Origin of the sequence: Streptomyces sp. NPDC001194 (assembly GCF_042896985.1) — a bacterium.
Taxonomy (GTDB): domain Bacteria; phylum Actinomycetota; class Actinomycetes; order Streptomycetales; family Streptomycetaceae; genus Streptomyces.
The window spans coordinates 1-14,476 of sequence record NZ_JBIAXU010000020.1; the positions used below are offsets into that span (position 1 = coordinate 1).

A 14,476-nucleotide genomic window follows, 5' to 3' on the forward strand; every position below is an offset into this window, starting at 1 on the left:
ACCCCCACTCCGACGCCGACCCCCACACCCACCCCGACCCCCGGCCCCGGTGACCTGAAGCTGACCAACCCCGGCCCCCAGACCTGCAAGTTCAACCAGACCTGCACCATCCAGCTCACCGCCACCGGAGCCAAACCCACCCTCCGCTACTCCGCCACCGGACTCCCCTTCGGCCTCACCATCGACACCAACACCGGCCGCATCACCGGCAAACCCTGGACCACCGGAACCCTCCAGATCACCGCAACCGCCACCGACTCCACCCCAGCCACCGCCACCGCCACCTTCCCCCTCACCGTCAACTGGTTCTGACCGGCAACCGGGGGCGGGCGCACACCACCCGCCCCCGAAGCCGCGCTTGGTTCCACGCGAAACAGTGACATGCATCACCACCGGTGAACTGATCACGGAAGCATTACGTCCGTTCTCATCTCCCCGACATGTCGATATTTGTCCCACTCGAATCGGCATTCCACCCTTCGCCCGACATGGGTGTCCCCAGCGACGCCACCATCGGCGGCAACTGGCCATGTCACAGCCGTGTCTGATGGAGGATCCCGATCTCACGAGGCCGGCCGGCCACCCGGTCAGCACGACTGTCCGCCCTTTTCAAGCCCGGCGCCCGGCGCTGTCCCGCGGCCCGGCGGCGGGACTTGCCAGCCCGTTCCGGGGCTTCTAAGAATGGCGGCCCGGCCCCCGCGCTCCAGCAGCTCAGGCGCAGGACGCATCGCAGAAACCACGTGAGGTCACGCATGCACAAGCACCGCAAGAAGACGCACTACAAGAAAATAACCATCGCCGCCGTCACCCTCGGCCTCGTGGGCATCCCCACGGCCGCCATGGCGTGCCTGCACACCAATGAGGCGGGCGGGGCGAAGGCCGGCGGCAGGCACGGCATGCGCCCTTCCCACACCGCCCCCTCCCCCACCGAGTCGATCGTGACCGTGGCGGAGCCGACGCAGGCCCCGGTCCCCTTCGAGACCGCGACGGCCACCCCGGTCACCCCGGCCGCGCAGACCACCGGGGCCCCGGAGACCGAACAGCCGGCCACCGAGCCGACGCGGCAGCCCCCCGCGGCGAAGCCCGCGCGCCCGGCCCCGGCGAAGCCCTCCGCTCCGGCCACCGCGGAGCAGCCGGCCACCCCGACGGGCGGGGCCTCCGGCCCGGCCGCCGAGGTGGTGGCCCTCGTGAACCAGGAGCGCGCCAAGGTCGGCTGCTCGGCGCTCACCGTCAATCCGAAGCTGACCGCGGCCGCGCTGAACCACAGCCAGGACATGGCCTCGCACTCCAACATGTCGCACACCGGCTCCGACGGATCGGACCCGGGCGAGCGCATCACCCGGAGCGGCTTCGCCTGGACGACGTACGGCGAGAACGTCGCGTACGGCTACAGCACGCCCGAGCAGGTCATGACCGGCTGGATGAACAGCCCCGGGCACCGCGAGAACATCCTCAACTGTGCCTTCAAGGAGATCGGCGTCGGGCTCGCGCAGCCGAACTCCTACTGGACGCAGGACTTCGGCACGGCCCGCTGACGGCTCCCGCTAGCGGGAGGTGTCGAACACCTCGTCCCGCGTCGTGGCCAGGGCGCACTCCAGCGCCCCGCGCAGGACGGGGTGTTCGCGGATGTCGGCGAGGACCAGGGGCGGCTGGCAGGCGGACAGTTCGGCGAGCTCGGCCTCGACCAGGGCGCGCAGCGGCTCGCCGCCCGCGAGGAACACTCCGCCGGAGAGGACCACGAGCTCGGGGTCGAGCACGCCGGCGATCGAGGACAGTCCGGTGGCGACGGCCGTCGCGAACTCCTCCAGCACCTTGCGGTACGGGCCTTCGGCCTCGGCCGCGGCCCGCCTGAGGATGGCCATGGCCTGCCCGAGCGCCGGGTCGGCGGCCCCGCGCCGTCCCGGGCCGGCGGCGGTCTCCGCACCGTCCGCGCCGCTGCCGATGCCCAGCCTGCGCGCCATCTCGGGCACCACCTGGAATCCCGCCAGGTCCTGGTACCCGCCGGTCTCCGCCACTTCGGGGTTGCGCACCAGCGGGGTGCCGGGGACGGGCATGAAGCCGACCTCGCCCGCCCCGCCCGTACGCCCGCGGTAGAGGCGGCCGCCGAACATCATGGCGGCGCCGATGCCCTCCTCGTTCCACAGCAGGAAGAAGTCCTCGTACCCGCGGGCCGCTCCGGTGCGCCCCTCGGCGATGGCGACGAGGTTGACGTCGTTCTCGCAGTCGACGGGCATGGGCAGTCCGGCCGCCAGTTCCCGCAGCAGGGTCGGCGACTGCCAGCCCGGCAGGTGGCTGGGGTAGCGGAGGCGGCCCTCGCGGTGGTCGAAGGCGAGCGGGGCTCCGACGACGACCCGGTGGATGGCGTCGGAGGTGAGCCCGGCCGCCCGCGCGGCGCCCTCGACGGCCGCGATCACCTGGTCGACCTCGCCGCCGCACGCCTCGGGGTCGGTGAGCTCGTAGGTGCCGATCGTCCGCCCGGTGAGGTCCGCGACCGCCGTGCGGATCAGGCCGGGGGTCACGTCGAGCCCGGCCACGTACGCGGCCGCCGGGTTGAGGGTGTACAGCAGGGCGCCCGGTCCGGGGTGCCCGGCGGAGGTGCCGCCGGCCACGACCAGGCCGGACTCCTCCAGGCGGGCCAGCATCTGGGAGGACGTCGGCTTGGACAGCCCGGACAGCCGGGCGATCTGGGCCCGGGACAGCGGCCCCTGCTCCAGCAGGAGCTCCAGGGCGGCGCGGTCGTTCAAGGTGCGCAGGACCCGGGGTACGCCGGGCGCTCGGTTCGTCACACGTACCCCTGGTCGGCTGTCAGAAGATCTTCCCTGCCATGATACCGGCGCCTGCCCGGCCGGACCGTGGGCCGCTACTGGCCCACTCTTCCGTCGACGCACTCGCGCAGCAGGTCGGCCTGGCCGCAGTGCCGGGCGTACTCCTCGATCCGGTGCACCATCAGCTCGCGGATCGCGATCCCGTCCTTCCCCACGCGCGTGCCCAGGTCCGGGTGGGCGGCCAGCGCCGCGTCGGTCGCGGCCTGCTCGCGCTCCAGATCGGCTCGGGCGGCATCGACCACCGCCTGATCGGCGACGGCTCCGTGGAAGTCCGCGTCCTTCGCGCCGTACAGCTTCGGCAGCGGTTCGCCGTCGGTGATCCAGTTGCGCCAGTCCCGTTCCACCTCGGCGAGGTGGCGCACCAGGCCCAGCAGGGACATCGTCGAGGGAGGAACCGACCGGCGGGCGAGCTGCTCCGGGTCCAGGTCCTCGCACTTCATGCGCAGGGTGATGCGGTAGTTGGCGAGGAAGTCCTGCAGGGTCGCGAGTTCGCCGTCGGGGCTGTTCTCGTTGTTGCGGGGGTCGTCGTCCGGGTCGGCCCACATGTCGGGGTAGACGGTCGCCCGGGTCCATCGCGCGGATTGATCACTCATGCGTCGCATGGTCGTCCGCGAAGGCCCGGGGCCGCCACCGAATTCTGGAGACCGGTCAGGGCGCGGCCGTCCGCGACGGAGCCTCCCACGCGAACCCGTCCGGGTCGGCGAAGGCCTCGCCGTCGCCGCCGAGCACCAGCCGGTGCGATCCCGTCCCGTCGACGGGGACGCCGACCTCCTTGGCGAGGGCGCGGCGCCCGTACAGCGCCAGCTTGACGCCGCCCGCCGGGGCCTCGAACTGCACGTACTTGCTGCCGAAGCCCTTGGCGACCGTGAGGCCGCGGTCGAGGTAGAACCGCTTGCTCGCGAGCACGTCCGCGGATCCGAGCAGGAGCACCATCTCGTCGAACCGCAGCAGGGCCGGGCCCCTGTCCTTCTTCTCGGAGGTGGCGACCTTCCAGATGGTCCCGTCCGGTGCCCGGACGACGCCTCCGTAGCCCCAGAAGGACTTCGCGGCGGGCTTCAGCGGCGTGGCACCTGCGTCGAGGGCGGCGCCGAGGAAGCCGTCCACCACGGACGGCCTGGACACGGTGAGCGCGAGCGCGAACCCGCGGAAGCCGGTCGTCGGTGTCTGCGAGGCGCGCAGGCCCACCTGGTCGCCGAGGCCGAAGGCGGTGTAGAAGCGGTCGGCGGCCGTGGTGTCGGCCACCTCGAGGGTGACGGATGCGATGGAGTTCATGCCCTTCACGCTAGGTCCGGGAGGGCGGCCGCCGCTTCTCGATTCCTGACCGGTCCGCGGGCGGCCGGCGGTACGCCGGCCGGCCCGGTGGGGCGGGCGCCGAAGGCGGCGCGCTCGATGCGCCGCGCCATCAGATAGTCGTACGGCGACTTCCCGTACGCGAGCCGGAACTCCCGGCCGAGCTGCCCGGCCGCCATGCCCGCGCCGCGGGCGAGCGCCTCGACGTCCAGCGGCCGCGCGTACTCCCGGTCGATCCGGTCGCGGACGCGGCGCAGCCGGGCGAAGTCCTTCAGGCGCTGCGCCTCGGTGAGCGCGCGCCCCCACGCGGGATTGCACATGCCGGAAACCCCCTCCGTCCCTGCTCGGTGTCGCGGCTCAGCGCAGTTCCTGGATCCGGATCAGGTTGCCCGCGGGGTCGCGGAAGGCGCAGTCGCGGATGCCGTACGGCTGCTCGGTCGGCTCCTGCACCACTTCGGCGTCGCCCGCCCGGACCTTCTCGAAGGTGGCGTCGAGGTCCCGGGTGGCCAGCAGGATCCAGCCGTAGGTGCCCTTGGCCATCATCTCGACGATGGTGCGGCGCTCGGCTTCGGTGATGCCGGGGTCGGCGGCCGGCGGCGCCAGCAGGATGGACGTGCCGGGCTGGCCGGCGGGGCCGACGGTGATCCAGCGCATCTTGCCCTGGCCCACGTCGCTGCGGACTTCGAACCCGAGGATGTCGCGGTAGAAGGCCAGGGCGGCCTCCGGGTCGTCGTGCGGCAGGGAGCTCGTGTGAATGGTGATGTCCATGACCCACACGGTAGTTCCGGCGCCGCGCCCGGCGCTTCTCCGTTCCTGATCCGCGCGCCGGTCACTTTCCGACGGTGTTCATGAGGATGATCGCCGCGAGATCGGCCAGGATGACGCAGACGACGCCCAAGATCATGCTCCAGGCCCGGCGTGATTCGTCCATGCCTTTCAGTCAAACCGCACGGCCCCGGAGCGGCAACCAGAGTGCCTCCGGAACGGGGTTTGTATCCGCCGTGTATCAGGGAGCGCTTGGTCGTCCATCGAAGCGGGAGACCGGGTCGCCGAAGCCGTGGCCGCGCCCGTCACCTGCCGTATCGTTCCTTTTCGGGTCGCCCGCCGCCCCGCCCGTCCGCCCCCACAGGAGTCCTCCCCGTGTCCTCGTCCACCCCCGCCCAGGCCTGCGCGCGCCCCGTGCGCGTGCTGCTGGTGGAGGACGACGAGCTGATGCGCCGGTCCTTCACCGTCGCCCTCGAACGCTACGGCTACCGGGTGCGGGCCGCGGCCGACGGCCTCGCCGGGCTGGAGCTCTTCCGCGACGGCGGCCGGGACGGCGAGGGCACCGGCGTCCTCGACGGCGGCGACGGCGACGACGGCTTCGACCTGCTGATCCTGGACGTGATGCTGCCCGGCCTGGACGGCATCGGCCTGTGCCGCAGGGTCCGGGAGACCAGCCTGGTGCCGATCCTGATGATGTCCGCCCGCGGCGACGGGCTCGACATCGTGGCCGGTCTGGAAGCCGGTGCGGACGACTACGTCGTCAAGCCCGTGGACACCTACGTGCTCGTGGCCCGCATCCGCTCGCTGCTGCGCCGGGCGACGTACGCGCCCCCGGCCCCGGGCGCCGGGCGCGCCGCCGGCGAGGAGCAGACCGCCCCTTCCCAGGGCGACCTGCTGGTCTTCGGGGACCTGACCCTCGACACCGGCGGCCTGGAGGTCTTCGTCTCCGGAACCGCGGTGGCACTGACCCCGACCGAGCTGAAGCTCCTGCTGGAGTTCGCCGCACACCCGGGCGTCGTGCTGGAACGGCACACCCTGCTGCGCAACGTCTGGGAGTACGGCTGGGACGGCGACAGCCGGGTCGTGGACCTGTGCGTGCAGCGGCTGCGCCGCAAGCTCGGCCGGGACCGGATCGAGACGGTCCGCGGCTTCGGCTACAAGCTCAGGCGCTGAGACCGTGCGCCCGTACCGCCGTCTGCCCCGTCTGGACCGCGTCTCCCTGCGCTGGAAGATCGCCGCGCTGGCCGCGGCCACCGCCTGCCTGGTCGCGGCGGCCGTCGGCGTACTCGTACACCTGTGGACCGCGAGCGACATCCGCGGTCGCGCCGAGATGCGCGCGTTCAACGGCGTGTACGCGGCCATGGAGACGTACCGGCGCACCGGGACGCTGGTGGACGGCGCCGAACTCGATCCGGCCGAGCTGCCCCGCGTACTGGACCACCCGGCCGACGGCGTCCGGCACACCGCCTACGACGGCCGCGTCGACAACAACGTCGGCCCGAGCTTCTGGGCCGCCCAGCGGGTCGGCGGGCCGGGCAGCCCCGTGCTGGCCGTCCGCGTCAACATGAGCCCGGAACTCCACGACCTGCGCCGGCTCGACATGAGCATGGCCGTGGCCTCGCTGGTCTCCCTCGCCGCGGCCGTGCCGCTGGCGGCCTACGGGGCCGGGCTCCTCGGCCGCCGGCTGCGACGGGTCTCCGAGACCGCGGGGCGGATCTCCGCCGGTGACCTGGACGCCCGTACCGGGCCCACCAAGGGCGGCGACGAGGTGGCCGACATCGCCGCCACCGTCGACCTCATGGCCGACAGCCTCGGCCGGCGGCTTCGGACCGAGCGGCAGTTCACGGCGGACGTGGCCCACGAGCTGCGCACCCCGGTCGGCGGTCTGCTGGCCGCCACCGACCTGCTGCCGGCGGGCGAGACGGAGGACCTGGTACGGGGCCGCGTACGCGATCTGCGCGCTCTGGTCGAGGACCTGCTGGAGATCTCCCGGCTGGACGCGGGCGCCGAGCGCCCGGTACGCGCCCGCGTACCGCTCGGCGAGGTCGTCCGCGAGGCCGTGGCGCGCACCGGATTCGACGCGTCGGTCACGGTGGCGCACACCCCGGGCACGGCGGCTGCCGAGAGCGTCGAGACCGATCCGCGCCGCCTCGAACGGATCGTCGGCAACCTCGTCGTCAACGCCCACCGGCACGGCGCCACCCCGGTCGAGGTCACCGTCGAGGGCCGTACGGTCGTCGTACGGGACCACGGCCCCGGCTTCCCCGCCGACCTCCTGCGCGAGGGTCCGCGCCGCTTCCACACCGGCGCGGCGGAGCGCGGCTCGGGCCACGGCCTGGGGCTGACCATCGCCCTGGGACAGGCCCGGGTGCTCGGCGCCGAGCTGCGCCTGGACAACGACCCGGCCGGCGGCGCCGTGGCCACCCTCTGCCTGCCCGCGGCCTGACGGGCCCGCCCCGCCCGCTACACGACTGATACGAAGCGACGCGGCAGCCGACACACGGCGGCCCCCGCCCCCGATACACGTCCCGGACACCCTTCGAAGTGCATCCACCCGCACCGAAGAGGAGTCCCCGTGAGCGCCGCACCCTTTGACGCCCTCGCACCGCACCCGACGGCCGGCCTCGCGGCCGCCACCAGCGAACTGTCGAAGGTCTACGGGAGCGGCGACACCCGTGTCGTCGCTCTGGACCGCGTCAGCGTCGCCTTCCGGGAGGGCGAGTTCACCGCGATCATGGGCCCCTCGGGCTGCGGTAAGTCGACCCTGATGCACTGCGCCGCCGGGCTCGACACGGTCAGCTCCGGCTCCGTGCGCATCGGCACCACCGAGCTGAGCACGCTGGGCGACCGGCAGCTGACCGAGCTGCGGCGCGACCGGATCGGCTTCATCTTCCAGGCCTTCAACCTGCTGCCGACGCTGACCGCGCTGGAGAACATCACGCTGCCTCTGAGCATCGCGGGCCGCCGCCCCGACCGGCAGTGGCTGGAGCGCGTGGTCTCCATGGTCGGGCTCTCCCAGCGGCTCGGCCACCGGCCCGGACAGCTGTCCGGCGGACAGCAGCAGCGCGTGGCCGTGGCCCGCGCCCTGGCCTCCCGGCCCGCGATCGTCTTCGGCGACGAGCCCACCGGCAACCTCGACTCCCGCGCGGGCGCCGAGGTGCTCGGCTTCCTGCGCGACTCGGTGCGCGAGCTCGGCCGGACGGTGGTCATGGTGACGCACGACCCGGTCGCCGCCGGCTATGCCGACCGCGTGGTCTTCCTCTCCGACGGCCGCCTGGTCGACGAGATGGCCCGCCCCACCCCGGAACGGGTGCTGGACCGGATGAAGGCCTTCGACGCCCGCGCCCGCACCAGCTGACCCCGGCCCGGCTCCCCCGGCTCTCCCCGTACGCCCTCGTCCCCGAAAGCTGCCCATGCTGAGAACAGCCCTGCGCAACGTCCTGGCGAACAAGGCCCGTCTGGTCATGACCGTCCTCGCGGTCTGCCTGGGTGTCGCGTTCGTCTGCGGCACCCTCGTCTTCGCCGAGTCCTCCGCCGCCGCCTACCGCGCCGCCGCGTCGAAGGACTTCGCGGGGATCGCGGTCACCGTGACCCCGAAGTACGCCCCGCCCGGGGCCGGTGCGGAGAGGCCCGGCGCCCTGGACGACGCGCTCGTACGCAAGCTGGCCGAGGTGGACGGCGTCGCCGCCGCGCGGCCCGCGGCCGACGGCTCGGCCACCCTGAACGGCGCGGACGGCCGTCCGCTGCGGGCCGGCAGGGCATGGTCGAACCTGGCCGCCGCCTACGTACCCGGCAAGGACGGCACGGACAGCCGCCATCCGCTGGTCGAGGGCCGCGCCCCGCTCGGGGACGGGGAACTCGCCGTGGACGGCGGGACCGCCGCGGCCGGCGGGTTCAAGATCGGCGACACGGTCACGCTGGCCACCGACGGCCCCGTCCTGAAGAAGCGGCTCGTCGGCATCGTCAGGACCCGGGACTCGCGGGTGACCGCCGGCGGAACCCTCGCCGTGTTCGACAAGGCGACCGCCCAGGAGCTGTACGCCTCCCCCGGCCTGTACACCTCGATCGACGTGTCCGCCAAGCCCGGCACGGACGAGTTCGAGCTCGCCCGGCGGATCACCGCCCTGCTCCCGGCCGACCGGGCCGAGGCCGTCACGGGAGCCGCCCAGGCGATCCGGCAGGCCACCTACACCGACACGCTGACCCGCGGCCACCAGAAGATGCCGATGCTCTTCGCCGGGGTCTCGCTCTTCATCGGTTCCTTCCTCATCGTCAACACCTTCACCATGGTCGTGTCCCGGCGCACCCGGGAGATCGCGCTGCTGCGGGCGATCGGCGCCTCGCGCCGCCAGGTGGTCCGCTCCGTCCTGTGGGAGGCGGTCCTGCTCGGCCTGGTCTCGTCGGCGGCAGGTTTCGTACTCGGCCTCGGCATCGCCTCCGCACTGCCCCGCCTCCTGAGCACCTCTCAGGAAGCCCTGCCCGACGGCCCCCTGGTGATCGGCCCGCTGCCCGTCATGGCGGCGCTCGGCGTGGGCGTGGGCGTCACGGTGCTCGCCGCCTGGCTGCCGTCCCGCAAGGCGGCGAGGGTCGCGCCCATCGAGGCGCTGCGCACCGGCGAGCAGCCGCCGACCGCGACCGCCTCCCGGGTCCGGGGCGCGGCGGGACTGCTCCTGCTCCTCGGCGGCGGCGGACTGCTGGTCTCGCTGACGGGGGCGAAGGACGCGTCGGAGGAGAACCTGCAGTACGCGATGTTCGGCTGCGCCCTGCTCGTCGTCGCGTTGATCGTGCTGGCGCCGCTGCTCGCCGTCCCCGTCATCCGGCTGACGGGACGGCTGACCGGCCGCTTCGGGGTCACCGCGCACCTCGCCCGCGAGAACGCGCTGCGCGACCCGCGGCGCACGGCGGCCACCGCCTCCGCCCTGATCGTCAGTACGGCGCTGGTCGCCGGGCTCGCCGTCATCGGAAACTCCACAGAGCGGGCCCTGGACCGGCAGGCCGCGGCCGGCCTCGGCGCCGACTACGTGATCGGCAGCACGGGCAGCATGACCGCCATCGACCCGGGCACCGAGAAGCGGGTGGCGGGCACCCCCGGGGTGAAGACGGCGGCCGGCGTCGCGGACTCCACCGTCTTCACCGGCGGCGGCGTCCGAAAGATCGCCGGCATCGACCCGGCCACCGTGGGCGACGTCATGAAGCTCGACTTCGTCAGCGGCTCCCTGAAGGACCTCGGACCGGGACGGGTCGCGCTCTCCGCCGCCGTCGCCCGGGAGCAGGGCGTGAGCGCGGGCGGCCGGGTCAAGGCGCGCATCGGCCGCAACCAGGAGTTCACGCAGTACACGGTCGTCGGCGTCTACGAGGACAACCCCACCGCCGGGGAGGTGCTGGGCTCCCGTGCCGACGTGCAGCGCGACAGCTTCCTGCCCGGCTCGGTCCAGCGGATCCTCGTGCGCACCGACGGCGCCGCGGTCTCGAAGACCACCGAGGACCGGCTGCGCGCGGCCGCGGGCAACAGCCCGCTGGTGCAGGTGAAGGACCGGCAGGCACTGGTGGACGAGGCGGCCGGCTCCCTGGCCGACCTGCTGACCCTGATGTACGGGCTGCTCGCGATCGGTACGGTGATCTCGCTGCTCGGCATCGTCAACACCCTGGCCATGTCGGTCGCGGACCGCACGCGCGAGATCGGTGTCCTGCGTGCCATCGGCATGGAGCGTGCCGGGATCCGGCGGATGATCCGCCTGGAGTCGGTGACCGTGGCCGCCTTCGGCACGCTGCTGGGCCTGACGGGCGGGCTGTTCGGGGCCTGGGCGGTCGGCTCGCTGGCCAACGGCGCCATGAAGGAGTACTCCCTGGCGCTGCCCTGGGGGACGCTGCTCCTCGTGTGTCCGGTGTCCTTGACGATCGGCGTGCTCGCGGCCGCCGTGCCGGCCCGCCGCGCCGCCTCGCTGAGCCCGCTGGAGGCCGTGGCGGAGCGGTGACGGACGGACGCACGTGACGCCGGGGGCCGGGGTGGTCAGACCCGGCCCTCGGCGCCGTGCGTTCAGCGCGGGCGCATGCCCGTGCTCATCTCATGCTCATGCTCACCAGAGCACGGGCATCCGCTCGGGGATCCGCTTCATGAACCCCGTGCGCCAGACGAGTTGCTCGATCGGCACGGCCAGGTCGAGGCCGGGCAGCCGCTCGAGGAGCACCTCGATGGCGATCTGCGCGTGCCGCTTGCCCAGGGCGGTGGCGGGGCAGTAGTGGCCCCCGCCGCCGAAGGACAGGTGCGCGTTCGGGTTCGGCCGGTCGAGGCGTACCGTGTGCGGGTCCTCGAACTCGGCGGGGTCGTGGTTCGCGGCCTCGACGAGGACGAGGACCAACTCCCCCTTCTGCACGGTGACGTCGCCGAGCTGCATGGTCTCGGTGGCGATCCGGGGCAGCCCGTCCGCGATCGACAGGTTGATGCGCAGCAACTCGTCCACGGCGGCGGGCACGAGCGTCGGGTCGGCGATCAACTCGGCCTTGAGTTCGGGGTGCTGGATCAGCGACACGAGCGCCATCGTGAGGAATCCCATGACGCTGATGACGCCCGCGCCGAACATCGTGACGCCGACGGTGGCGAGCATCTCGTCGGTCAGGTGCGCGTAGTCGGGGTCCTCGCGCAGGGCGGCGAGCTCGGCCATGAGGCCCGTCGTCGCCGGGTCGTCGAGCCGGCCGATCATGTGGTCCATGTCGCGGTCCCAGTTGATGCCCGCCGCGGGGATGGGGCGCGGGCTGTTCATGAACGCGACGTGCAGCGACCGGTAGAGGTCGGGCCCGTCGCTCTGGGGGATGCCGAGGATGTGGCAGTGCAGTCCGGTGGAGTACGGGACGGTGAAGTCGTGGCGCAGGTCGGCCGGAATCCCGGTGGCGACGAGCTGGTCGACGAGGGCGTGCGCGTGGCCGACCAGCCACTCCTCCAGCCCGGGAGCCTTCGGGTTGAGGGCCTTCATCACGGCCTTGCGCAGCCCGGCGCCCGTGATGTTCCCCATGTTGTTGACCACCTCCGGGGGGATGGTCAGCGCGTACTGGCGGGGTGCGCCCTCGGCGGAGGTGTCCTTGAGGGAGAACCGGGGGTCGTCGAGCACCTGCCGGCACAGGCGGTACGAGGACACCAGCCAGGCTTCCGCCCCGGCTATCGTGCGGACCTTCTTGACCGGCTCGCGGGTGAGCAGGTGCGTGATCTCGTCGGGCAGTCGCGTGCCGTTGGCGTCGAACGGGAACCGGGTGAGCTCGTCGGCCGGGGCGGCCGTGATGGGTTCGATGGTGCTGGTCATGCGGAGCGGTCCTGTTCTTCGCGTTCTTCGGCGGGGGTGATGACGGCATGGCCCTGATTGCGCGAGGCGCGCAGTCCCCAGCCCCGCGCGTACAGCAGCTCCGCCAACGGCAGTGCCTGGTGGTAGCAGTTGAGGGAGGAGCTGACGCCGAGGATGGCCGGTGTGTCGAGGAACAGCGGCACTTCGGCGCACACGTACTTGATGCACACTTCGCGCTGCAGCTCGGTCGGCGGCAGGCCGTTCAGCTTGTCGGCGAGGAACCGGGCCGCGAGCTGGTCGCACACCTCGCGGAATTCGGGGTCGTCGGCCATGAGGACGTCGAGCCCCGAGCGGATGCGCTGGTAGGCGGGGAGTTCCAGGAGCGCGGACATGGGGCGGCCGCGCAGCCGCTCCCCCTCGGGGTCGAGGGCGGCGACGGCGGAGGTGACCTTGGCGCGCACTCCGCGGAGGTTCTTCACCGCCTTGCGCTGCGCCTCGACCTCCGGGTAGCCGAGTGCCACGAACATCTCGGCGACGTGCATGTCGGTCCAGATGAGATCGACCTGGCGGAAGTGGTCGAGCCCCCACCGGGCGAGTTCGAGCACGCGGTCGTGGGTGAAATAGGAGTTCCCGGACGAGATGCCTATGACGGCATGGTCTCCCTCGTCGTGGATGACCTGGCAGTGAGGCGTATAGGGACGGACGGCGAAGATGCCTTGAATGGCAGTCGTCAACGTGAGTATTTCCCCTGCGCCGCGAGTCCCGCAGGGCCGTGTGCCCTGGGTGTGGCGACGCGAGAGATGACGCTACAGAGAACGGCCCTGATGATCCAGAGCTACCGACCGGTTACTCTACGGAATTGTGCCGCGCGAGCCGTGCGATCATACGATCTTGCCCCTCGGCGGATCCGCCAGGGGTCATTCCGAGGGCTTCCCGTGAGGGATCTCGCGCACCGGTCCGGGCCCCTTCTTCGGGGACTGCCCCGGCCTGTCGAGACGGCTCGCCTCGTCGGTGTCCGCCGCCCGCACGGGGTGTTCGTCCTTGCCCGTGTGCGGGGCGCGCCGTCGCTGCCCGTCCCCGTGGCCGTGCAGGGGTACGCCTCCGGCGCCGCCTTGGTCTTCCATGGCCCGTCACTCCTCGACCGCGTGTGCGTCCCCCGCAGTGCACCTGCCCCGCCCCTCGAGCGGGAAACCTGCGCCGGTTGGGACGCCCCCGTGCGGGCAGGCGCCGCGGTACGAGAACACGAGCCGGTACCGCTCGTACCCGACCCACGCGCAACCAGGGGGCCGAAGCCATGGGCGATACCCGTACGCACTCCGAGCGCAAGAGGAAGCAGGACTCCGAGACCCGGTTCACCGTGTGGGTGGCCCTCGCGGCCAATCTGGTCATCTGCGTCGCCAAGGCCGTCGGCGGCGTCATCGCCGGCTCCCCCGCGCTGCTGTCCGAGGCGGCCCACTCGGTGGCCGACAGCCTGAACGAGGTCTTCCTGCTGGCCTCGGTCAAGCGCAGCCGGCGCCCGGCCGACCGGCGCCACCCCTTCGGCTACGGCAAGGAGCGCTACTTCTGGTCGCTGCTGGCCGCCGTCGGCATCTTCGTCACCGGAGGCTGCTTCTCGGTGTTCCAGGGCGTGGAGGCGTTCCGCGCGGGCGGTTCCGAATCCCACGAGGGGTATCTGATCGGCTTCGCCGTGCTCTTCGTGGCACTGCTCGCCGAGGGGGCCTCGCTGGCCCGGGCCGTCCTCCAGGTCCGCGGCGCGGCCGCGGCCGCCGGCCACGGCATGCGCGAGGAGATCCGGGTGGGCCGGGATCCGGCGCTGCGGACCGTCCTCGCCGAGGACGGCACGGCCTGCGCGGGCGTCCTGCTGGCCATGGCCGGCATGGGCCTCCACATGGCGACCGGGCGGATGGCCTACGAGGCGTCCGCCTCCGTCCTGATCGGCGTCCTGCTCGTCTACGTGGCCTACGCGCTCGGCAAGGGCGCCCGGGCCCAGCTGATCGGCGAGGCCGCCGATCCCGAGGTCCAGCGCGGGGTGCGGGAGCTGCTGTGCGAGCAGCCGGAGATCGACTCGGTCACCGCCCTGCTGACGATGCGGCTGAGCCCGGATTCGGCGCTCCTGGCCGCGAGCGTCGACCTGACGCCCGGGTACGACAGCGAGACCGTCGAGGACGCGATGGTCCGCATCAGGGAGGAGCTCAAGCAGCGCTGGCCCGAGCTGGACCAGGTGTTCCTCGACGTCACGGACGCCGCGGCGGCCCGCCGTGCGACGGGCCGCGCCCGATGACCGCCGCCGCGGCGCCGCCCGCCCCGGCCGTGCGGGCGGGG

Annotated in this window: 15 protein-coding genes; 7 read left to right on the forward strand and 8 right to left on the reverse strand. The window is 72.7% G+C overall.

Annotation, left to right across the window (positions count from 1 at the left end; translation table 11 throughout):
* A partial coding sequence (locus tag ACFY1T_RS29600) for a putative Ig domain-containing protein (RefSeq protein ID WP_390790860.1) occupies positions 1–312 on the forward strand: 312 nt, incomplete at its 5' end.
* Positions 313–752: 440 nt separating this feature from the next.
* Entirely contained in the window at positions 753–1,535 is a 783-nt protein-coding gene (locus ACFY1T_RS29605) for a CAP domain-containing protein (RefSeq protein WP_390790861.1), read from the forward strand.
* Positions 1,536–1,544: 9 nt separating this feature from the next.
* On the opposite strand, the gene ACFY1T_RS29610 is transcribed toward ACFY1T_RS29605, so the two are convergent.
* The 5 genes from ACFY1T_RS29610 to ACFY1T_RS29630 form a co-directional block, all read right to left on the reverse strand.
* The gene (locus tag ACFY1T_RS29610) at positions 1,545–2,786 is read right to left on the reverse strand and encodes an ROK family transcriptional regulator (RefSeq protein ID WP_390790862.1); all 1,242 of its coding nucleotides are present in this window, start codon (positions 2,784–2,786) and stop codon (positions 1,545–1,547) included.
* Positions 2,787–2,860: 74 nt separating this feature from the next.
* Entirely contained in the window at positions 2,861–3,427 is a 567-nt protein-coding gene (locus ACFY1T_RS29615; protein ID WP_390790863.1) for a DinB family protein, read from the reverse strand.
* A gap of 46 nt (positions 3,428–3,473) precedes the next feature.
* Positions 3,474–4,097: a glyoxalase gene (locus ACFY1T_RS29620; protein ID WP_390790864.1), complete on the reverse strand. Its 624-nt coding sequence runs from the start codon at positions 4,095–4,097 to the stop codon at positions 3,474–3,476.
* A 5-nt stretch (positions 4,098–4,102) separates the two neighbouring features.
* Positions 4,103–4,435 carry an AraC family transcriptional regulator gene (locus tag ACFY1T_RS29625; RefSeq protein ID WP_390790865.1) on the reverse strand — a complete coding sequence of 111 codons (333 nt, stop codon included), beginning with the start codon at positions 4,433–4,435 and terminating at the stop codon, positions 4,103–4,105.
* 37 nt (positions 4,436–4,472) lie between these two features.
* Entirely contained in the window at positions 4,473–4,883 is a 411-nt protein-coding gene (locus tag ACFY1T_RS29630; protein ID WP_390790866.1) for a VOC family protein, read from the reverse strand.
* 444 nt (positions 4,884–5,327) lie between these two features.
* On the opposite strand from ACFY1T_RS29630, the gene ACFY1T_RS29635 reads away from it, so the two are divergent.
* From ACFY1T_RS29635 to ACFY1T_RS29650, 4 genes are all read left to right on the forward strand, one after another.
* On the forward strand, positions 5,328–6,053 hold the full coding sequence (locus ACFY1T_RS29635; protein WP_390790978.1) for a response regulator transcription factor: 726 nt from the start codon (positions 5,328–5,330) through the stop codon (positions 6,051–6,053).
* Between the two features lie 4 nt (positions 6,054–6,057).
* Positions 6,058–7,326 (forward strand): sensor histidine kinase, encoded by a 1,269-nt coding sequence (locus ACFY1T_RS29640; protein ID WP_390790867.1) that lies wholly within the window; start codon positions 6,058–6,060, stop codon positions 7,324–7,326.
* 129 nt (positions 7,327–7,455) lie between these two features.
* Positions 7,456–8,238, forward strand: coding sequence for an ABC transporter ATP-binding protein (locus ACFY1T_RS29645; RefSeq protein ID WP_390790868.1), 783 nt, complete (start codon positions 7,456–7,458; stop codon positions 8,236–8,238).
* Positions 8,239–8,293: 55 nt separating this feature from the next.
* On the forward strand, positions 8,294–10,855 hold the full coding sequence (locus ACFY1T_RS29650; RefSeq protein WP_390790869.1) for an ABC transporter permease: 2,562 nt from the start codon (positions 8,294–8,296) through the stop codon (positions 10,853–10,855).
* Positions 10,856–10,957: 102 nt separating this feature from the next.
* Here ACFY1T_RS29650 and ACFY1T_RS29655 read toward each other — a convergent pair whose 3' ends face one another.
* From ACFY1T_RS29655 to ACFY1T_RS29665, 3 genes are all read right to left on the reverse strand, one after another.
* Positions 10,958–12,175: a cytochrome P450 gene (locus tag ACFY1T_RS29655; protein ID WP_390790870.1), complete on the reverse strand. Its 1,218-nt coding sequence runs from the start codon at positions 12,173–12,175 to the stop codon at positions 10,958–10,960.
* The gene (locus ACFY1T_RS29660) at positions 12,172–12,888 is read right to left on the reverse strand and encodes a tRNA-dependent cyclodipeptide synthase (RefSeq protein WP_390790871.1); all 717 of its coding nucleotides are present in this window, start codon (positions 12,886–12,888) and stop codon (positions 12,172–12,174) included. Before ACFY1T_RS29660 ends, ACFY1T_RS29655 begins: the two co-directional genes overlap by 4 nt.
* Positions 12,889–13,071: 183 nt before the next feature.
* Entirely contained in the window at positions 13,072–13,278 is a 207-nt protein-coding gene (locus ACFY1T_RS29665; RefSeq protein WP_390790872.1) for a hypothetical protein, read from the reverse strand.
* A 170-nt stretch (positions 13,279–13,448) separates the two neighbouring features.
* Between ACFY1T_RS29665 and ACFY1T_RS29670 the strand changes: the two genes are divergently transcribed.
* Entirely contained in the window at positions 13,449–14,435 is a 987-nt protein-coding gene (locus tag ACFY1T_RS29670; protein WP_390790873.1) for a cation diffusion facilitator family transporter, read from the forward strand.
* The last annotated feature ends 41 nt before the right edge of the window (positions 14,436–14,476 follow it).